Below are 23,169 nucleotides of genomic sequence, written 5' to 3' on the forward strand. Positions count from 1 at the left end.
CTTTCAACATCAAAACTTACTTTGCGGCCTATAATCGGCCACGCATTATTCAAACAAAACAAAATTTAAGATGGCTGATAATCAGGCCTTACCGTATTTACCGGTACGACACTATTCAGGTATACCTCTATATTGGTATAACCTTTCCCATTTTTAGCTTCTTTGGAAGCGTCCGACGGGTCATTTGGATTGAGGCCATTTTTAGATTCATAAGCATCCGGCATTCCGTCTGCATCACTGTCTTTATAAGGAGTTCCTTTGTATTCAGGATAACCTCCCACTTGTTTAATTTCCGTAATGATCCCTAATTTATAAGAATCCTTAGGCAATTTACGAACCTTAAACTGATAATCATCATCCGTATTGATTTCCTTATAAGCAATTTTACCCGTCCGAACCTGTTCCACCACGCGCTTATCTACCGCATCTCTGACGGGTAAGGTTGCACCAACATTATTTAAGACATATTGAAAAGCTTGCTGAGCGGGTAAAATTGTCACGGAGGCATGCGGGAAAGGCTTATCCCATTTCATATACGGGAAATATTTGCGAGCACTATCTAGCGTCATCAGCTCTCCGTCAACACCTTCCATCTGAACGCCACCATCCCAGTTATCTTTTGTAACTTGTTCATTACCGTCTACTACATTACCATGCACGTAGGCTCTCCCAAATACTTTATAGGGAAGTTTACTGCGCCCGGATTCAGGCTTTAGGATCCGGTACCCTACAGGATCATCCTTAGGCGTAACAGGACCGGGTTTATAATAATTATTGATTATATTATATAAGGAAGTATAGTCACCGCCATCCGTTGAACGGTGATGCCAGTTAAATACGACATTATTCACAAAATTAAAGATACCGTTCCAACCGATTGAGGGGTTTCTACCGGTATTATCCGCCCATAAATTTCTTGCCAGCATACAGTTTTCCCCGCCCATCGTAGAACCAAAAGCATGATTCCAGTAATCCAGCGATTCAGCAGAAATGCTGTTCTGAACAGTCATATTGACCGTTCCATGCTTTTCTTCCTTGGATCCGTCTCCAGGATCAAACATGTGTCTGTAAATAGACATATTCTCATCTAATCCCCAGCTGGCTGATACATGATCAATCATGATATTACCAACAGGGTTACCGCCTAAAGCATCATCTCTTCTGCCTACCCAGGTCTTACCTCTTCTGAACCGCATATAACGAAGTATAACGTCATGTGTATTAATCCAGAATGACTCCCCGGCAATACATACCCCATCGCCTGGAGCTGTCTGCCCTTCGATGGTAACATAAGGCGCTCTTAAAATAATAGGTGTTTGCAGATGAATAACCCCCGCAACATTAAAAACGATGGTCCGGTGACCACCCTTTTCACAGGCTTCTCTGAAGCTGCCAGGTCCATGATCCGCAAGGCTGGTTACCACATATACCTTGCCGCCTCTTCCGCCTTCCGTATGCGCGCCCCCTCCTTCTGCTCCGGGAAAGGCCAGAAGAGCCGATTGCGGCAAATCAGTAGGTCTTGCCGCCCACGGAATATAGGGCTTGCCTTCTTTTGCTTCCTGTTCAACGATGGGATAGGCTATTTTCCACATGGAATCCGAATGCGCCTCAAACCCATCTGAAAAATGTTTAATGGAATCACGCACCTGAGCGGTGATTGTCGGATACTGTGCCTTGACAATTTTTGATCCGCCAATCAGCAGTGTGCAAAAGAGTAAAGGCAAAGAATAATTTTTCATTAATTAATTTTGACTAATTTTGTTTTTTAAATTTGTTACGATTTTCAACTGATCTACAACCAATACCAGGGTACTCCCGGGAACTTATCCAATTGCAGCAGGATACAAAGTTCTTTATTCGGTTCAGTCGGGCTCAAAGCCAACCATCACATCTTATCTAATCTAATACAAATAGGGAAGCGCTATATAAACCGGCACTTTCACTAAATAATTTTGTTGATTTTCCGCTTATAATCTATCAAGTCAACAAAGGAATCATATGGCTCGCAATCTATGTTTGAATTGATTAACCTATTTTATTTACCAGCGGAGTCTCTTCGCTTTTTCCAGGCAACCTCCGCCTCTTTCATATCAATACCTGACTTGGACAGATAATTATTGATACGGCCTTTGTATTTACCAAACCAGGCATGTTTCTCTTTGGAACTTCCGCCATCTATTGCATGTTCACGGGCTTCCTCGAGCCACTGCATAATCTGCTTTTTTTGTTTACTGGTCAGCTGAGGCAGCATATCCGTGTACGCACCATAAGTTACTTCCAGGGTATGATAGGTCATACCGTCCTTTACCTCTGCTACCTGATCTTTATTTAATAATTTATTTAAACGACTTACAAAATGAGGATGTAAGGAATCAACACTTGCAGTGGCATTTTCATTAATCCGGGCCATTTCAGCTTTCTCAGCCTGCTTTGCCTGAGTACCGGTTTTAACGGCGCTAAGAGCCGTCTGCTTGTTTTGATCGATTCTGTTTAAATCAAAATACTGTTGTTCAATGACCCGTTGAACTTTCCCCGCCTTATCCTGGTTTTTTAGATGTAAGGGTTCTACAATTTTAGAGACCCTTTGTTGAATAACCTTAACATAGCCTGGATCTTCCTTTGCAGTTGTATTCAGATTCTGGGCATTTGTCCATTGATTTAAACCGCCGATTGCCATACTCAGTAAAAATAATTTCGCGACAACACTTTTCATTGCTTTTTAATTTTAATTGGAGGGAAAACAAATGTGGAAAAGCCGCTTGGAGCCCCCTCGTCACTTACTTAACACACATTTGTTATTTTGAATCCCCGATTGTTCAGACCTTTAATATTTAATAATAACGCGATTTTTAATGTAGATTTCTTTTCGGTTAAAACAACAGGACTAATTCTCGATATTTATATGTCAAAGTTAATTTTATATATAAATATAACTTTCCTTATTATTTTCATAAGATTGTAGAAAATTATCATAATCATACACATTCAGGACATTTACCCGGAATTGAGCGATGTCGTGAAAACCTTCAGATTTGTCATACAACCGCTAAAAACTACAAATCAATATCTTATAAAATACAACTACCCGTCAATTTGAGCATTGCGGGTAGTTAATGGATTTATATGCAAGAAATGCTTACCGTAATTTCATATTATAAAGGTAAACGTCTCCGGCCTTTAAAGGATTTTTATCCTTTTCCCAACTGATTTTCAATTGATAATGGCCTGCATTAATCATTGTAGGGGTTACCAGTTCGCTACTGTTCCACTTGCCCTTTCTGGTAGGTGTAAGCCAAATCTGCTTGGATGCCAGCAGCGTGCCGTCCAAGGCCGTGAGCGTCAGATTAGCCCGAAGGCTATCTGTCCCTTCATAGGCATATTTCACCTGAAAAGAATGAAAATCAGCGACCCCTGTTACAAATGGCCAGCTTAAAGCGTTTAACCCCGCTTCCTTAAACAGCAGACAATCCTTATTATCTCTTTGAACTACTTTTCCTTTGTGCCGGCCGTCCGCATCCTTTATCCCAAAAGTAAATTCCGGCTTCTGATCAAAAGGAGGCTGCATCTGGCTGGCAGGTTTAAAAGCAATCAGACTCCGTGACCACCAGGGCTCAACAAAAAGTACATCTCCCGTCTTCAGATCCTTTTCCAGTAAGATAAGGCTGTCCTTTTTTGGCATTTCGCTCTTGCTATTTATAACCAGTACAGACTGAAGCGTATTGGCAAACCCCTGTCCTTCCAGCTTTTTAATCTCAGCACTATCCTTGTTTTGTAATCCGACATATAACTTAAGATCACCTGTGGCTTTCCACTTATTTTCAGTAGCCTCTTTCAAATATCCCTTCTTTAGTGCCAGCCACTGCGCTCCAAATAAAGCTGCCGGCAAACTGGAAATATGCAGGTGTATCAAATCTTTTATTGCGCTATTATACGGTTGAGTTATGCCAGGCTTCAAAACAGGTTCTATGTCAAACTCATCACCTGTGTTTAACCAGTCTTGTACTATAAATCCGGTAGCATTTCTGTTTGAACTTCCGTTTGCCGGTTCTGCTGGCCTGATGGCGGACAATATCGGCGCAGGCGAATTGGCTACAGGCGGTATCTGCTTTTTGTGCAATGTCTGATCTAGGGTCTTTTTGGCAATAGCGATGGCTGATATGACCGCCTGACCGCTATACGTATTGGGAAAATCAATTACAATTTGACCATTATTTACTTCCACAGGTATTTCTTTCTTTAATGCCCTGAGACTACCCGCTTCCTTAAATATATCAAAATGCGGCAATACAATTTTTCCATTTATTGCAACATCGAAATCTCGCCAGCGATTACAATTATAATGACTGCCTTTGCCCCACCAGGGCTCGATAAAAAACAGCTGCACGATATACCTGCCATTTGTAACCGGGAATATAAATTTCAATTTATCTCTTCCATAACGAAAACGCTGAAAAAGCTGATCATCGCTGGTCTCTTTAACGGGGTCATTCACCGAGCGCTGGCTGGCAAAATAAGCAGGCAACCCTTTATAATCTGCTGTCCAGGAAACGGAACCGAATTCCTTTCCGGTTACGCAGTTAAGACAGTTACGGTCTGCGGACCATACGTTCCCGTAATGATCTGTGTAAGCCCCCGCACCGCAGTTGTATCTGTATACATACTGGTAACCCTGAACTGGCGCCAATACATCTTCATCTGCATTATCCCGCTTTTTAATGACGGGAAAAGGAGGGGCTGGCAAATTATTTACCTGCATCTCATCCGAGCAAACTGCGTTTCCGTTATAATATCCAACCGCATATATCTGATTATATCTTAGCGAAACACCTTTCCAGCTAAAGTGCGTTCCGATTCCACCGCGTGTCCTGCCGCCAAGTGAGACCTGCCCCTTTCCATTAAACAGTACCACCGAATCACAGTTTGAATAAATAGTGATATCTTTTGGTTCATTTATGCCTGTCCAACGCTCCTGCCAGTCGTGGCCGGCAATATGCACCATCGGCGCCGTATCCGCACGCGTAAAATTAGCAGCATATAAATAGAAAGCCTCCGTAGGTTCTTCCCAGGCCGTTAATATCCCTTTATAGTTAACGGGACCGATTCTGTCCAGATCTCTATATCCTTCTGCTGCCTGTTGTCTTCCCGGATTGTCATGAGAATTAAAAAGCCATAAAAACTCACCGCATACGCTGTCTTTAACAGCGTATGCCAATCTGATTTTCTTTTCCAGTAAAGCACACCAGCTTTCAATACTATAAGGGCCATCCTGACGGAAGCCTCCCTCTGAATGTAAATCCACCGTGCGCCAACCACCATACTCTCCTACCAATACATCCTTTTTGAGATCTTCACTATAAGTATCCGGATTACCCCCATAAGTTCCACTCCAGTTCTGAGAAACGTTCCAGTCCGTTCCCTCTCCTCCGTTACAGGTGGTGATCAGCCGCTGACTGGAAGCAGTCGGATCCAGACTTCTGATTAAAGCCACACATTGTCTGGCAAAATCAGCTGGGAGCTTACTCTCATTTTGCAGCCCCCACATAATATTCGAAGGGCTGTTTCTTCGCTCCAGCACCCAATCCTTCAGCAGCCGTAAAAAATTCTTTCTAAAGGCAGGCGTATCAAACCAGATATGCGCCGAGAACTGAGGCCACCACAGCAGGCCCTCCTGATCCCAGTAATACTGAAATCTTAAATTATGCGGCTGATGAGCATCCCTGAAAGCATTGAAGCCCATTGCCCTAATCATTGCTACGCGGGTGGCAATTTCCTCTGCGGTAAAAGCATGGCTTTTACCCAAAGCATGTTCATAGCCTGCAATCCCATTAATGAAAACGGGCTTACCGTTGAGTAGGAACTGCCTGGGCGCCTGGCTGTTTAAATCGGGCCATTTAATCCAACGAATACCATAAGGAGTACTCACCTCATCCAGGACTTTCCTGGTGGAAATATCGATTACGCTGGTCTGAAGCTGATATAAATACGGAGATGCCAATGACCACAATTTTACATCACCTGCCAGCCTCAGGCTACCGCTTATCGTTTGTTGGCTATCTCCTATGACTATACGCTGCCGGGCTGTGCTGACCAGCCGGCCGTTTCTATCCAGTAAACGTTGCCTGATCACGACGTCTTTGGATCTTTTTGCATCATTTGACAAGCTGGTTTCCCAAAATAAGGTGGCCGACCGTTCACTCACCGTTGTGTCATTATAAATATGGACGCCAAAAGGAATAATCCGCACCTGACCGGTTTCTATCAAATGCACCGGTCTGAAAATACCCATAGGCTGACTACCTTCGGAAAAGCCGATTTCTTCAGAACAACCTCCACAAACCCAGGGTAAATCCCTTATTGACGACGGATGCTGTACATACACGGCCAATAAGTTCTTTTTTCCACTGGCATTTAAAAAAGAGGTAATATTTACACTAAAACCCGTTCTCCCGCCGCTATGCTGTCCGACCAATTTACCATTTAAGTACACGGTCGCATAGGAACTCACTCCTTCAAAAAATAAAAAACAGGATTTGGTGCTGTCATAAGGCGCGTCAAAATACTTTCTATACCAGGCATCCCCGTGTCTGTTACCATGCTTCTTACGGATATATCCGCCATAATCATCCCAGTTATGTGGTACGTTTACCACTTTCCAGTTGTGTGGCCGGTAACTTAATTTTTCAAATCCATCAAAATTATGACTACCAGAACTGTCCGCCACGCTGGACCAGTCATTATCGAGTAAAATATCTGCACGGGTATCAGAACTCCAGGGTAGCTGCGCCTGCAACACCGGAGCAAGGAAAATAAAAAATGCCGCAACAAAAACCGCACGGTATAACCTCCGGTAAACACACCCCGCTTTTATCAAATCAGCTATGTGCCGGTTACCGGCCCCCTCACTGCCGTATATTTTTTTATGTTTTCTGATAACCATATTCATAAGATAAAAACACGAACCTGTTTACTATTCCCGTTACTTATAAAAAATGCCTATTGATTGATCGTTTCCAGTTGACCGTTCAGATAATACCAATGATCCGGTTTCACGGACAAGGCCCTATGCAACTCGCCATATCGCACATTACAACTACCGCCGGCTATTGCCTTTATGGCTACTTTCTCAAGCCGGTGATGCTTCCACCAGATATTTAATTCATAACCACCCCTGGCACAGATGCCGCTGACCCAGCCAGTTTCAAGGCTATCAGGCAGCGCGGGTAAGAGATCAATATATCCATTCTGGCTCTGTATCAGCATCTCAGCGACGCCTGCAGCACCACCAAAGTTTCCGTCAATCTGAAAAGGCGGATGTGCGTCCATTAAATTACGATAAACACCCCCTCTTTCTCCACCACCGGCCCCCTCAGCCGGTCTCAGTAATTCTTCCAGTATTTTTAATGCATGGTTACCTGACCTAAATCTGGCCCATAGATTTACCTTCCAGGCCAGGGACCAGCCTGTTCCCCCGTCCCCTCTGTAAATCAAAGACTGTCTGGCTGCACGCATCATAGCCGTATCTTTTTCCCAGTTGATATCATTACCAGGATAGACCCCCCATAAATGAGATACATGGCGGTGCGTATCGCTGGTATCATCGAAATCCTGCATCCACTCCTGCAACTGGCCATACCGCCCGATTTTATTGGGTGCTATTTTATTATATTTATCCTCCAGACTATCCCTGAAGGATTGATCTACCCCTAGAATAGTCCCTGCCTGAATACAATTTTCAAATAAGTCGCGGATCATCTGGTGATCCATGGTGGGCCCTGCTACCAGCCCCCCGTGTTCAGGAGAGTTAGAAGGGGATGACACTAAAAATCCGGTTACAGGATCTTTTACCAGAAAATGCACATAAAACTCCGCGGCTTTTTTCATAATCGGGTAGCCGGTATCCCTTAAAAAAACAGTATCTCTCGTAAAGGCAAAATGATCCCATAAGTGATGACTCAGCCACGCACTTCCTCCAACCCAAATACCGTGTTTGGCCGCATCTATAGGAGCACTGGCCCCCCATATATCCGTATTATGATGCAGTACCCAGCCCGGTGCACCGTAATGCCTGTTGGCAGTTACGGCTCCTGTTTTAGCTAAAGTCTCCATCAGCTCAAATAATGGCTGCGTGCAGGCAGATAAATTAAGCGGCTCCGCCGGCCAGTAGTTCATTTCCAGGTTGATATTACTGGTATATTTAGACCCCCAGGGCGGTGTAAGTAATGGATTCCAGATTCCCTGCAAATTAGCAGCACGGCCGCCCGGAGGTGTTGCGCTGATCATCAGATATCTGGCATATTGTGTATACAAATCTATCAGTCCCGGATCAGTAGACACGGAGAATTGACGAATCCGTTGATCCGTTGGAAGATCAGATCTTGATCGAGTCCCTATCCGGATATCAAAACGGTCAAACAGGCGGTGATAAACCCTCTGATGACGCTGCAGCAACTCTCTATAATCACTCTTTTTATTTTCTTCCAAGGAAGCAAGATAGGCTTTGCAAAGGCTGTCAGGATTGCCGGATACATCCTGATAGCTGATAAAATTCGTTGCCGCCACAAGGTATAGCACTGCGCTGTCCGCTCCCTGGACTTTTAGAGCGCTGTCAGTAACGCTCACCCGGGCATTAGGGCCAATTGCCTTAACTTTTAAGGCGCTCACGCCAAACAGGGCACCGTTTTTTACCTGGACCTTTAAACCTATCGTCTGATCGTCTATTTTAAAGAATCGATGTTCTTTATGAACCGTTCCGAAATTAGTCTCAAATTGAACAGCACCTGCCTTATCCGCCTTTAAATCAATCACCATCACCGGATCTGCCGCACTGGCAAAATAATTCCTGGTATAAGTGACACCTCCTCTTTTATAAGTAACAACAGAGAGCGCATTTCTGATATCTAAAGAACGTCTGTAATCTTTGACTTCCCCATCGGCAAGCCTGCCTTCATCTTTTATAAAAATATCACCAAATGGCTGGTAGCTAGCCTCATACTGCGGATAAGCAGGTGGGTTATCATCCTGAATCCAAAATTTCCAGATTCGGGAAATATTAACACCCCCTTTCGGGGTTTTATCCGTGGGATATGCGACAAAAAACGGCCGGTCATTTTTTACCCCGGTAAAGCCGCCTTTATCAAAAAAGTTGACCACCTGCACGGCTAACAGATTACGCCCCGTGTGTAATACACTGGCAGGTATTAAATAATGCCTTTTAGTGGATATGCCGGAATCACGTCCTATATAGTTACCGTTCACATAACAAAAATCAAGATCTCTGATACGTCCTAAATCAATAAACAAGTCTTTGCCTTTCCAATCTTCAGGCACATCAAAACCCACTCTGAACCATACGGCTCCGTCCAGGCCCTGATGTCCGGCTGTCTCCCATCCGTTCAACAGTGGCAACTGCATAACGGGCCAGTCAGCGTCATTATAAGCTACAGCAGCAGCCGTCGTGTCACGACGGATCTTTTTCAGCCATGCCAGACGCAACTTCCGGTAGGTCTCGGGATCATGATTTTTAACGCCCATGAAATGCGCCTCAGCCAACTGTTCCGCCTGCTGCTGCTTACCGGTAAAAAGGAAATTTCTTATCTGATCTAAATATTTGTATGCCCCCTCATGCGCATAGGACCTTGGACCGTCCGTCCAAAGCGAAGATTCATTAAACTGAATATGATCCGTATCTGCACCTCCAAAAATCATGGCACCGATATGACCATTGCCAACGGGAAGCGCATCCGTCCAGTCCGTATTGGCAGCCGGTTGATTATACCATAAAATCAGAGCATCAGGTGCCAGCTCCTTTTGGCTCACTGAATTTGTTCCACAACCAGTGGACAGAAGACCTAATAAAGCTATATAAACCGCCTTCCGTAAATATCTGTAGTTGTCATTCATAAATAATCATTTCTGTAATACCACAAAGTTTCATGCCTGCCAAACTATAAGGAAATCACCACTTTTTTCAGCGTTTTGCTATGCCTTACCTGGACGCCGTCTACAAACACCCTGAATCCTTTGCCTTTTTCGTAATGATGACCTGTCTTATCCCAGAGGACCGTCAGATTTCTATCATGATAACTTACGTTATCAAGGCAAAACCAGTCCCATGCCCCTTTTGGAATCAAAGGTGCGATGATGAATGTATTACCCGAAGCAGGCTTAATACCCACCAGGTCGTTAATGACCAGATCCGCAAATCCTGAATGATTATAATACCTGCTGCGCGGATTATTACGAAGCCAGAATCCGGTCTTTTCATCCTGATATTCTCCGATAAAAGGTTTGCCATCTTTTTGCTGGGCCCAGCTGTATTTATGGAGCGCATCAAAAAACACTTTTTTGGACATGTTATTCTGATGCTTATAGTTATTGAGAAGATTGGAAAGCGCCTTTAAGGTTTGTGTTGTGGCATAAGGCCATACAGCCCCATCCCATTCACAACCGTGACCGGTTCCGTGTGTCCTGAATAAAGGATGTCTTCTTTCTGCCGTTGTAATCCCCCAGGGTGCGCTAAAACCTGCGGTATCTGTTAATTGATCCCAGGCAATCGCATAAGTTTTAGCGTCATAAGGCAGATTAAAATACCAGGGAATAAATCCTATGGCCTCTCTGGCATCCGCAAATCTTCCATTTGGATGCTTCACTTCAAAAAATCCTGCTTTTGGATCCCAGAGACTGTCCATTACCAGTGTCCGAAGCCGGGACGCTTTCTTTTCAAAAAAGGCGGCCTGCTCCTGCTGCCCGGTTAAATGGTACATTTTAGCAAGAGCTGCGGCGTTGCCAAACATATAACTATTAATCGTAGGCCTCATATTTTTAACTTTTCTGGAACCACTGATGGACTCTTCCATGGCATCTCTTACATCGAATTGCCAGAAAAGCTGATTAGGCAATAAATTTTCCGATTCCCATTTTTTATAATCAGCCGCTAGTGCCGGCAGCATCCTTTCCACATATGCGCTGTTGTTTTTGACTAAATAAAGCCCATAAACGGCATCGTCAATCCAGGTACTGAATTTATGAAATACAGGCTTTTTTTGCTGAGGATCTCCAAACATCCAGTAAGCCGCATACTGTTCAATATAAGCAGCGTTCCGCAGCCATCTGCCTTCATACACCTGGTGCCCTGTAGCGGAGCTTATCCCATTAAAAGCCCCACCGAATTTTACAGGTGTGATGAATTCTGTAAATATGAATCCGAAGGGAGTTTGCACCAAATGTTTTCTAAAGCTCCACCACCTGAAATAATAAATCTGTTGCAATGTGCTGTCCGGACAGTCAAATAGCGGAATATTCGCACTGAGCCATTGATATGCATCCGCATTATCAACATAATTCACCACATCCCCGCTGTCCTGGCTGTTAAATAAGGTAACCTGACGCTGCATGATGGAAGGATCCAGTATCAGTGCTTTATGAACGGGATCCTGCTGCTTATAACTGCTCTTTTGCTGTGCCTTCGCTAAACCAAATAAAATACATAGTAAGCATGTGATGCAGACGCTGCTCACCCTTCCATATTTGCAGTCTCCTGCCTTACTATATATTATTTTATTTCTTCCCATAAAGTTTTTCATTTTTACCACTACCATCATTATCTAAGTTATAAAAGGATTATCTGAAGAGCCAGTCCAAATCAGGAGCAGATCCCGCATTACCAATCCCGGCATCAAAGGCCGGCAAATCATCAGCACTGCCTTTTGCAAAGCCCAGTAATAAACAGATGCCCTTACCCAGCTGTAAATCATGTATTCCTTTGTCAAAGGTATAAGTATGTATGTTAATTGCCGGATACCCACCTAATGCTGCGCCGTTGGCTATTTTTGTTGCAGCCTGCCCATAATCATTGGCACTGGCGTCCGTTTCCAGTTCAGGCTCCTTGAGCAGCACTTTTGATTTCTGAATAAAATATCCTACAAATAAAGTGACGGGCTGATCCGTCTTAAATCGCAATCTGGTGCCTGCCTGAACCTGCCTGTTACGATTCACTTGTATGCCATGAAGCCCAGTCAAAGCGACTGCCATAGAATCAAATCCAGCCGTTGTGTCAGCAAAAGGGCGGGCGGATTTCATTAGCGGATACGTACCCGCCATATCTTTACTTCCTTGCTGTATATAATAACTGCCCAAGCCGTTTCCATCTAAACGATCCGCAACAGACGGGGCCAGAAAATGCACGGAAGCCGGCCGCAAATGATGCCATGGGCTGCCAGTGGCAGACTTTGCATCTTTATGATATTTAAGCGACTGAATATTTTGTTTAAGATGCGTAAGCTCCCCTTCATAAACCGGCAATAGCTCAGACCAGCGCTTATACTGACCATCTTTGCCCGTCATAGGAATTTTCCTTGCTCCTGTCTGCAGGCTGTTGGCATATAAATAATGAGCACCCGCAACCTGAGCAAGTCGTCTGAAAGCTTCCACACTCGCTGTCATTAAAGGGACAGCTTTCTCCAAATCGGAGATATCATGACTATAGCCATATCGTAAAATTTTCAGGGCCGCAAGTGCTTTGTTGCTATAAAAGGATGCCAGATACTGATAGCTGTACATATCTGCCTTCAGCCGATTAAACTCATCCAGATTCTTTGTAACGCCGCCGGATGCAGCCTCTATGGCAGACACCGCTTCCTTACCCTTTTGGACTACCTCACCGGCCACCTGCACGGGCGTTTCTCCGATATGTTTTTCATGTAACCAGTCTCTTTTAGCATATTGCGTAATCATTTCTCCTTCGGGAGATTCAGAGGTATATAAAAGCGTGAATAAACCATATCTCTCAGGATCAATTAATTGACTCATTGTCATACCCAGACTTAAGGTCTGTCTGTTTCCGTCTGTTATGCCATATCGCCTTAGCAGCTTCGGAGCAATTTCTCCGCTGGCTTCATATGCCTTTAATATCTCTGATCCCGTTTCAAGGCTGCTCCCGTATTTCCCCGCCAGCTGACCAGCCCAGTACTTCCTTTCTGAGGCCCTGTCCCTGTCAGCATTCCAGCTGTAACGGGCCCACTGACTATACCAGATCCAGTCCCGATTGATTTGCAAGAGTCTCGGGTCTGTTTTATCAGCACTATAAGGCCAGTCCCAGTAGGAGGCTTGCGGATACAGGTGCAGGCCGTTTGAGCCGTAAATCTTATGCATCGCCTGGACACATTTCTGAATAAAATCATCGGCACCATATCTGAAAGGCTCCAGATTTGCCAGAATATGCACGTTTTCTACCTGAACAGGTGCTATATCACTTAAGGTACGGTGTAGCTCAGCCCAGGATCCTCTTGGCTGATAAGTCGTCAGGGCCTCACCGTTATATTTGGCCATTGTATATAAATTACCATATAAAGGCTTGGCCGCTGCAATGACGGCCGGAGCATCTGCATCGTGTGCTCTTAATATAATCGGAGGTTCCTGGGTTTCTCCCAGCGCGCTCAGTCCATCTTTTACGCCAGGAATAATGGTCTTTGTAAACCATTCAGTATCATCCGGACCCACGCCTTCCATTGCTTCCCCCAAAGTAACAAGTAAGCCCACATTTGGATATTGCCGTACAAAAGCAGCAATAGATTTACGGGTATAATCGGCAATCAAAGGCAAAATCGGTCTGTTTCTATCCTGTGTTTTAATATGGTGTTTTTCGGCAAAGGGCTTGGAAACGATTATATTATAAAATGCCTGGATCACCCAAATACCCCTTTTATTAGCCTCCTTTGTCAGAAATGCAAACATATGCTGATTCGCAGCAAAAGTAGCACTATCCACCTCCACCGCATCCGGATACTCTTTTAACCGTACTAAGGAAGCAAAAGGATGACCTGACCAGAGATACAGTGTGTTCATTCTGTTATCTACCAGCATATCCAGATATTTAATCCATAACTCTTTATTGTAAAACCACGGAAAATTCTCTCTGGTAATCGGATATTCATAAGTACCTCTGCCAGGCAACAAAAATGTTTTCTGAAGTCCGATACACGCTCCCCGAAGCACCATCTGGGGCTGATCGCTACAGTGGAGGGTGTCCATCAAAGCATTTAGTGAAAGACGCTTTCCAGTTGCAGTTTCACTCTCTGATGCCAGATGCAGGATTCTATCTCTCAATTCCAGGCATCCGTATAAAGTGCCTGACGCATCGGCGCCGGCAATCACCAGTTTTCCGTCTTTACAACCCAGCAGGCTAAATCCTTCCTTAACCGTATCAGGACGAAGATTCGTTTTTTGTAACGCAATCAGTGTTTTTAAAAATTTAGTACGGCTGGTTCCGATATAAATCACTCTTCCCGCCTGAGGGGTAACAGGCGACTCAGACTGCCTGAATCCTATTAAATCAATGCGGTAACCTACTTTTCTAAATGTTTCCGCAAGCCTTTCTGCTCCATATTTAATTCTGCCCGTTGATTCCATTTGGTAGGCTAAAACATAAGGATCATTCTGACTATTTAAAGACTGACTATATAATCCGGGATGTAGGAGCAGCAGTACCATAAAAAGCAACAAATGCCCTCCTGCCAAATGAAAGCATCTTTTCAAATGCCGGTCTCCGGATTTTACAACATCCATCAGCTCCATATAATTCAATCGTTTATAAGATTTATTTGATTCCTTAAAATTAAAATACCATGACCTTGTCCAACTGGTACAGCAAATAAGCTTCCTTCCTGCCAATAGTGGTGAATCACTACATATTATGAAAATAGTTACTGGTCAATGTCCACCCCAATGGCTATATTTACTTTACGCGTCATGGAGCTACCCCTGGCATCTTTAACGGTAAAATCAAAGCCACCCAGTTTGGTATTCTGTCCTTTATTTATATCCGGCGTAAATATCAATTGCCCATCTCGCTCGATTTTGACCCTCCCGTTTAAAATATGAGTCACCGTAAATTGAGGGGCCTTCTGATACCCCACCGCGAGTTTCTTCAGGTCAATATATACAGGTCCTCCCTGCGCACTTGAATAGTGTGCATGTGCCATCCAGTCTAAATAATCATCCAGATTGGTAAACCCGTCCCCATCCGGATCAGCATTGCTTTCGCTGCTGTCATTTTTTGCGGAATGCGGGTTGAGCCCCCGAGCGATTTCCCACCAGTCTGGCAGACCATCCTGGTCCGTGTCCCAGTTGTCTGAACGATGAGTAGTGGGATAATCCTCGTAACCACCGGCATCAGCCACCTTATCAGGAAAGCCTTTTTTATGAGTATAACTGCCTGTTACGGAAGTCACACCTTTTAAGGTTTCCGAAATAATACGCTGATCATGCTCATCCAGTCCGCCGGCATTGCAGCCTACATCGGACAGCACATCTTTATAAGCGTCTTCGGCTGTTTGTGTGGTCACATAGGACGGGAAAAAAGGTTGATCCACATAGGTCGCGTAACTGCTGGTATCGCCATGGCTGTGACTAATTTTCCTCCCGGCCTGCTGACTTGACAGGTCAAAGTACCCCGGCATTATATTACCTGCAAAGAAACAACGCTGCATCCCCAGGCCAACGCCCTCATGCTGTGCATTAAAAGCATAAAAAAAGTCTGTTCCCGGACCGGGTTTATAGTAATTGCCAACAAAGTTTACTTCATGCGCGCCACCGTCAGTGGCACGGTGCCCCCAGTTATACACGACATTATTTCTTATGTCCATTCTGCCGCCATAATGGCCGTCTACCAGTCCTCCGCCCAGGCTCCAGTTCCTGCCGTAACAATCGGCCAGCAGGTTATGATGAAAGCTTCCGATATCTCCGCCAATTGTTGCGGCAAATCCGTGTTCTTTACCCTTTGGGTAATTTTTATGTCCCGCGGCATTTAAAGCCTCAGAGATAAGCGTCCTTTGCAGGGTGATATTGTGCGCTCCCCTGGAACTAAAAGACTCGTCTTTTGTCCAACTGATAGAGCAGTGATCTATAATACTATGATCAGCTCCTGTCAGCCCCATTCCGTCATAAGTAGGCCCGTCTCCGACCCGTACGCGAACAAAACGGACCATATCATCATTGCCGGTAACACCAAAAGGGGCAGACCGAATACAAATTCCTTTGCCGGGCGCGGTCTGCCCTGCAACGGTTACATAAGGAGTACTGAGCACTAGCCTGGATTTTAATTCAATCACCCCACCTACATTAAAAATGATGACCCTTGGTCCGGAACTATCCATTACCGCTGCCCTCAGACTACCCGGCCCGTCGTCGTTTAAATTCGTGACAGCAACGACCTTTCCGCCTCTGCCACCACGGGCAAAACGCCCGTATCCTTCCGCATCTGGAAATGCCAGCTGCCTCAGGCGAAATTCCCATACAAGACCTTTAATGGTCTTATTGCCAAATACCTCATCTACTCGCCAGTAATAAGTATCCAGACTATTCAGCTTTGTTAACGTAAAACTCGTATCTGCGGCCGCGGCACTCCCTTTAAAACAGGGAGATTTAGTACCTGCAGTAGCTACCTGTGCGGAATCCGTACCAAAATAGATTTCATGAGAAAGCGCTCCTTGTGCGGCCTGCCATTTTAAAAGACTGTTACCATCCTTACTGATCTGAATATGTTCATCTCTGTTAGCAGGCAAAGGCGATCTGGACTGTAAGGCGGGATTTATACCATCCAGTTGAAAGCCATTCAGGATTATTTTATGATAAGATGCATTACCGCTACCATCTGCCACAAACCTTACAACAATGTCCTTTCCGGATATCACGTTTAAACCAAAAACAGCCACGGCGCAGTCCTCTACCCTGGATGCGCGGATAGTAGGATGCAGCCCTGAAATTACCTTTTTATCATCTACATAGATATCCAAGGGGCAAGGATCTGATTCATTTAACTGATCGGTTAAATTATGGTAGGTGATCAACGTATGCTTACCCGGTGTCAATCCCCTGATACGAAGCCGGATTTCTTCTGGCTGACTCGACTTGCCATCGCTCGCCTGGCGAACCATAAGCCCGTCATCTGAAAACTTCGCCTTGGCCTCGCCCCTCACTCCGGCCTTAAACCAGGACGCATTTAACTTTTGGTCCCCTGCCGCAGAGACGATAAAATCAATCCCTTCCCTTCTTAACGTATCCGGTCCTCCGTTAACCACTTCCCAGGGGGTATAACCAAAGGCATTCACTTCAGCAGTTTTTCTGCCAGACATATTAAAATCAACTTTAACCACGGTCTGCTGCGCACTTAGCTGAAAGCTACTGAACACAACGGCCCATAGGACAAAGCATAAAGGTTTTATTTTGATGGGTGAGCGGTGCATCTATTATCTTTTATTATTCCAGTTAAATTCAAAAAACTCCTTCAGGTGGACGGGATTAATATCAGCTGCTTACATCTATTTAATCCGGCATATTGTCCTCCAAAACAAATATTTCTGGACAGAATACTTAATTCTTCTGCCAGAAATATTGCTACAATTACGAAAATCAATAAACCCTATAATCAAACATTAAATCTTCTAATTTTGATAATCGAAACTACCTGTTGCCCCTGAATAATCATTCCAACCTTGGTTTTGTTCCAACCAGCTGTTTGTACTGAGTACAGAAGCAGGCAAGCCCGACAGATAATAGTTCGGCTGAAATTCAATGGTAGTAGCCGTACTATTTACCTGATCCCAAGGTTTATCAAGCGGCGTCATGACAAAGTGTGCCTGATAGATGGCCTTCAGGCTATCCAGCTGGGCTTTAAAATCAGCAGCATCCGGATCAATCAGAATACTGCGGTCCTCAGCTGTCAACGGGTCACTGTCTGAATAGTCTTTTGCCTGCCAGTAATAACCTTCACGGGCAGTTCCGTTGATAGGCGTTAATCCCAATTTAGAGACCGAACTGCCGCTCTTATCAGTATTATCATACAACATCCAGCGTTGAATGTCCCAGAACCTTTTTCCTTCATAGGCCAGCTCTACCCTTCTTTCATATAATACAGCTTCAATGGCCTGATATTTAGTACTTAAGTTTCCTACACCATAGTTATTATCTGAAGGAATACCTACTCTGGCTCTTATTTTCCCAATATATTCAATAGCATGACTAATATCGCCGGTGGCCGCATAACACTCTGCAATATTGAGCAGTAACTCTGCATAACGATATTCTATGATACTCGTATTAGAATAGGAATAGCCGGTGCTGTCCGCATTAGGATTTGAATTTTTCCGAACAATAGCCGGACTATTGGTCTGATTAGTCCCATAATAAGTGGCTGAACCAGATTCAGTTTTTTTCCAACGGTAAAACCAGGTCGTTTTGTTTTCATTACCTTTTATGCCCCACTTTTCTCCTGAGAATTCAAAAGTCCGGTAAAATCTGGGATCACGATTTTCAAAGAAGAAAGTATCTACATATCCATTTGCTGCCGTTGGTCTCTGCCCGCTAGCCAGAGGGAATAAATCCAACATTTGTTTGGTCGCTGATAATCCGCCATCCCCATCATAATCCTTTGGTCGTAATTGATCTTCCCATGTATTGTTATACCCTTCTGATGAAGTGGAGGAACTGCTGAATAAAAACACCATAATAGCTTCCTTATTAAAGGCCGTATTGCCGGTGAAGGCCATATTTGACCAGTCCTTCGCACTTGAGCCATACAGTCCGTAACCGGCGGCTGTTAATTTTGTTTCCGCATCCAGACCTGCCTGTAAGGCTGCCTTCCATTTTTCACTACCCTGATTATCCCAATCTTTATTAAATAAAGGACTTGCTGCAGTTAGTAAAACCCTGCTCTTCATGGCAATGGCGGCAGCCGCGGTAAACTTGCCGTAATTATCACTTAAATCATCCCACACCATAGGCAGCAACGCTGCAGCTGAATCCAGATCCTTGATAATCTGCGCAAAACACTCCGAAGAAGAGGATCTTGGTGTCTGAATGGATGCATCCGTAGTACTGTTATTCTGAACACTCAACACCAGCGGCACTCCCCCATAAACCCTGACCAAATCAAAATATTGCAATGCCCTCAGCATATAAGCCTGACCTTTAGCCTCCTTTTTAAAATCCGCAGATAAAGGATCGGAAACAGGCTCTTCCATCTTTTCCAGAAGATCATTACAGTACCTGATGCGCGTATAAGGGTTATTGGTTACACTGGAGGAAGTAGTTCCATAATAAGTGTCTGCATCAGTTGCATTGACGAGCGTCTTCGTGGAATTAATATAGTCAGGTATCGTCCCTCCTATTTCTTCCGTCATATTGGACCTGTTCGTATTATAGAGTCCGATCACATTCTGCAATGGATTCTTATAACTCACAAAATAATAGTTGTATAACCGGGCAATATACCACTCTGTCAGCTCTTCATTGGAGAATACCTGATCTTCCCCGTATTGGTTATAAGGCTGCATATCCTCCAGGAATTTTTTGCTGCATCCCGTCGTAATGACCAGCAAGACCCCGATCAGTAAATAAAATATCTTTTTCATAATTTATAATCTATAATTAGAAATTTATTGTTTTAGAATCCAATATTTACACCTAAGGCCCAGGTACGCAAAGTAGGATAACCTACATCTGCTGCATCGTACATATTTCTGAACTTTTTAGGATATGGATTATATAAATCCCACAAATTGTTACCAGAGAGGAAGAAACGTGCGCTTTTCAACCGGGCCTTATTGACCAGCTTAGTTGGCATCGTATATCCCAGACTCAGGGTTCTGATGACCATTCTAAAAGTTGGCAGCATAAAGAAATCGGATTGTGAACCGCCGAAATTATCATAATAGGCAATGTTGGGGTATTTACCATTTGGATTGGTATCTTCATCATACATGTCTACCAGATAAATAGGTTGTCCCCACATCGCATTTGTGCTGGAGGTTCCTTGTTTTACATAATCCAGAAAACGTGTTCCACCCCAGGAAGTGGCCACCTGCATGTATAAGGACAGGCTCTTCCAACCTAAATTGATATTGGTGGAAAGTCCGTAACTTCTGTTGGATTTTTTAAGTTTCACATAATCCTCATCAGCTTCAATCCGACCATTGGGTCCTGCAATTGTTTTGCTGTTTGCGTCCAGGTCACCGGCTACATCTTCATAAACCAGCATACCTTTTTTCAAACCCGATTTATCAGTAATACCCAAAAAGTTCGGAGCTGCTCCATCCACGCCGGAACTGGCCGCATTCTGGGACAGATAGTTCCAGTAATTGTCAATATCGGCATCTGTTCTCAGCATACCATCTCCGCCCGAAGTCTGTTTCCAGGTCTTGAAACCCCATACCGGCACGATACCATAATTCCCCATTGCTCTTCTGGTGGTAGATTCTGAAGGATAGGCAAATGCCTGATCATAATATTTAGTCACTTTATAATTGCCCAGTCCTGTATTGACACCAATGGAATAGCTGAAATCTCCGACATGATCTTTCCAGGTAATGGACAATTCTGAGCCCCAGGCATTAACAGCGGCATAGTTCTGTTCTGCAAAGGCTCCGCCAACGGATATAGGTGTATTTATAGCCTTGGACATATCCGTTAACATATCTGAAGTAGAATTAAAATACTGATCAAAAGTTACTGATAATCGGTTTTTTAAGAAATCCATATCTAATCCGAAGTTTCTTTGCAGCGTTCTGTCCCAGTGAACATCCCGGTTAGGCGTCACCCCGGGGGTCATGCCAGTGGTATATAAACCGCCGTCACTCCCGAAACCAAACCCTTTATCTGTCTGTGCTGTATATACCTGCAGCCATTTCCAGGCTTTAATATTATTATTACCCGTTATACCCCAGGATGTCCTGAACTTCAGAAAGTCCATCCATTGAATATTATTTTTGAAAAAAGGCTCGTCAGAGATTACCCAGCCAGCTGACACTCCGGGAAAAAATCCCCAATAATTCTCCGGAGCAAATACTGTTGAAGCGTCTGTGCGGAACACAAAGTCAAACAGATATTTATGTTTATAATTATAACTGGCACGGCCCAGATAGGACAGACTACCACTTTCATATTTATAAGTGATAGTATTTCCATCATTTAGTGTACCTGCGCTTACAGAAGTACCGTTGTAGATACCTGCAGTAGGATTATCATATATCTGATATCGATCTTCCAGCTCATTGGTCGATTTTTCCACTGAAGCCATCGCTGTAATATTATGATCACCGAAGCTCCTGGTATAATTTATGAAAAAGTTGGACTGCTCGCTTTTAGAGGTTGTATTGTCATATGTCACACGGGAATTTGCGGTATTATTGGTCGCCTTAAATTTACCATCCTCTGTCTCACTGAATAAATGCATGCCAGCAGAAGCAATCGTGGTTGCCTGATACAGCATCTGCGGCATCATTATCTGTTCGGTATTGGTAGCAGCCTGTGATAAACCATAATTCAATTTAAAGCTGAGGCCTTGTATAAATGGAACATCGTAGGCTAAAGAGAAGTTTACATTATAATTGAAATTCTTATTAGTTGTTTTAGATCCGTTATTCAATAATGCATAATAGTTCCAGTTACTTAAGGAATTATTACCCTTAACATTACCGGCTCTGTTAGAACCTAAAGGCGGAGAAACATATACATCCTGGCCATCTACATTATATATCCATGGAATATATTTAGGCATATGCAATAAGACGCTATAGTCATTTTGTTCACCACCATTTGCATATCCGTCACTAAAGTTGATCTTGGTAAAAGATTTTTCAACATTGGTATTGGATGCCGCTATGGTCGCCCCCAGATGTAACCCGCTCATTAATTTCACATCGGCTCCCCCGCGGTAGGTCCAGCGATCAAAATCCTGTTTTCCTAAGTTTGCGCCTTGTGTATAATAGGATGCACCCATAAAATAAGTAGCATTATCCGATCCTCCACTGATATCCAAAGAGTGCTGCATGGTATTAGCAGCTCTCCAATCGTTGCCTAACCAATCATAATTCAGCGTATCCATCATATTTAATTCATCCGCTGAATACTGATAATCGTCGCTACGGCCCAGCGCCTTGTTGAAACTGTTGGAATATTCACCATATTGCCTGGCATTCATCACCTTACTATGGCTAACAGCATCATTGCGTTCAAATTTTCCACTATAAGTTACTTTAGGCGCACCAATCTGGCCTCTTTTAGTTTTAACAATGACAACACCCTGAGAAGCCCTGGAACCATAAATGGCGGCACTTGCATCCCGAAGAACAGTAATGCTTTCCACTTCAGAGAGATCCAGCTGATTGAAGCGGTCCAGCGTCGGAAGACCTGTTTGCGGGTCCACCTGCAACACATCGTCAATAACAATCAAAGGTGCCTCATTTCCACCATCCTTGCCCCAGTTAAACTGCTGACGGATGCTGAGTGTGGCCATTTCACCCGGCCTTTGTGCTCCGCCGGAAACATTTAAGCCAGGCACCTGCCCACGCAACATCTCAGAAATAGAGGCGGCAGGCATATCCTCGATCTGCTTCAAATTAACCGTTGCCATGGATCCTGTGATATCCCTTTTATTTTGAGTTCCATAGCCCACAACAACGACATCATTTAAATCAGCAGAAACTGTGGAATCCAATCGAATCGTAATAAAATCTTCTGAACCTACCTTTTGCTGCACTCTTTTATAACCAATAAAAGAAACCACTAAAACCGAGTCTGTAGGCAGTAGTTTAATAGAAAAAGTGCCATCGTATTTGGTACTCACATTACTGGGTCTGCCCTTGGCACTTATGATAGCACCAGGGAGATGTTCCCCGGATTTTCCATCAACAACCACCCCATTAACCGTCCGCTCTTGTGCAAAGAGCGCAGTACAGCAAAGGGTGAGCAGGAATAGAAATACAAATTTCATGTTTTGTCTACTCATTTTTTAATTTTTTCAAAGCAGTGATAAAATGATTTTAATTTTTAATATTTATGGAAAAACCTGGAATCCCCCTGAAATAAAAACATTGCTCAAATGCCAAAATCTCTAACAATTGCCACTTTATTTAGCTTTTAAAAGCAGCTTTTGATCTACAATTCCTTAACAATTATTTACCCGGTATTAGGGGTTTCAAAAACAAATTGAATATTTATAAGTCAAAGATAAATTCATATATAAAATAAACATTGTCGATTATTTACATTATTTTATACAAAACTTTCCTTTTTTATTAATTTTTTGATATCAAATCTAAATTCACAGCCAGCAGGCACACAAAATAATGACCGTTAATTAGCTGAACATTATTTACTGAATTAAAAGAAATTATA

The 23,169-nt window shown here is 43.7% G+C and carries 9 protein-coding genes; all 9 read right to left on the reverse strand.

Going from position 1 to position 23,169, the window contains the following annotated elements; all coding sequences use genetic code 11:
• Positions 1-65 precede the first annotated feature (65 nt).
• Entirely contained in the window at positions 66-1,739 is a 1,674-nt protein-coding gene (locus BLU80_RS05460; protein WP_091394657.1) for a pectate lyase family protein, read from the reverse strand.
• A gap of 296 nt (positions 1,740-2,035) precedes the next feature.
• Complete coding sequence (locus tag BLU80_RS05465; protein WP_091394660.1) at positions 2,036-2,713, reverse strand: DUF3826 domain-containing protein; 678 nt, start codon at positions 2,711-2,713, stop codon at positions 2,036-2,038.
• 423 nt (positions 2,714-3,136) lie between these two features.
• Positions 3,137-6,937 (reverse strand): malectin domain-containing carbohydrate-binding protein, encoded by a 3,801-nt coding sequence (locus BLU80_RS05470; protein WP_170831148.1) that lies wholly within the window; start codon positions 6,935-6,937, stop codon positions 3,137-3,139.
• Positions 6,938-6,993: 56 nt separating this feature from the next.
• Positions 6,994-9,900, reverse strand: a complete 2,907-nt coding sequence (locus BLU80_RS05475) for a glycoside hydrolase family 95 protein (protein ID WP_091394666.1) — start codon at positions 9,898-9,900, stop codon at positions 6,994-6,996.
• A gap of 44 nt (positions 9,901-9,944) precedes the next feature.
• On the reverse strand, positions 9,945-11,570 hold the full coding sequence (locus BLU80_RS05480) for an MGH1-like glycoside hydrolase domain-containing protein (protein ID WP_170831149.1): 1,626 nt from the start codon (positions 11,568-11,570) through the stop codon (positions 9,945-9,947).
• Positions 11,571-11,619: 49 nt separating this feature from the next.
• Positions 11,620-14,571, reverse strand: a complete 2,952-nt coding sequence (locus tag BLU80_RS05485) for an alpha-d-galacturonidase (protein ID WP_091394670.1) — start codon at positions 14,569-14,571, stop codon at positions 11,620-11,622.
• A 128-nt stretch (positions 14,572-14,699) separates the two neighbouring features.
• Positions 14,700-17,129, reverse strand: a complete 2,430-nt coding sequence (locus tag BLU80_RS05490) for a T9SS C-terminal target domain-containing protein (protein ID WP_139188092.1) — start codon at positions 17,127-17,129, stop codon at positions 14,700-14,702.
• Between the two features lie 309 nt (positions 17,130-17,438).
• The gene (locus tag BLU80_RS05495; RefSeq protein WP_091394676.1) at positions 17,439-19,406 is read right to left on the reverse strand and encodes a RagB/SusD family nutrient uptake outer membrane protein; all 1,968 of its coding nucleotides are present in this window, start codon (positions 19,404-19,406) and stop codon (positions 17,439-17,441) included.
• 32 nt (positions 19,407-19,438) lie between these two features.
• Positions 19,439-22,780: a SusC/RagA family TonB-linked outer membrane protein gene (locus BLU80_RS05500; protein ID WP_091394678.1), complete on the reverse strand. Its 3,342-nt coding sequence runs from the start codon at positions 22,778-22,780 to the stop codon at positions 19,439-19,441.
• Between the last annotated feature and the right edge of the window lie 389 nt (positions 22,781-23,169).

Origin of the sequence: Arachidicoccus rhizosphaerae (genome assembly GCF_900107765.1) — a bacterium.
GTDB classification, from domain to species: domain Bacteria; phylum Bacteroidota; class Bacteroidia; order Chitinophagales; family Chitinophagaceae; genus Arachidicoccus; species Arachidicoccus rhizosphaerae.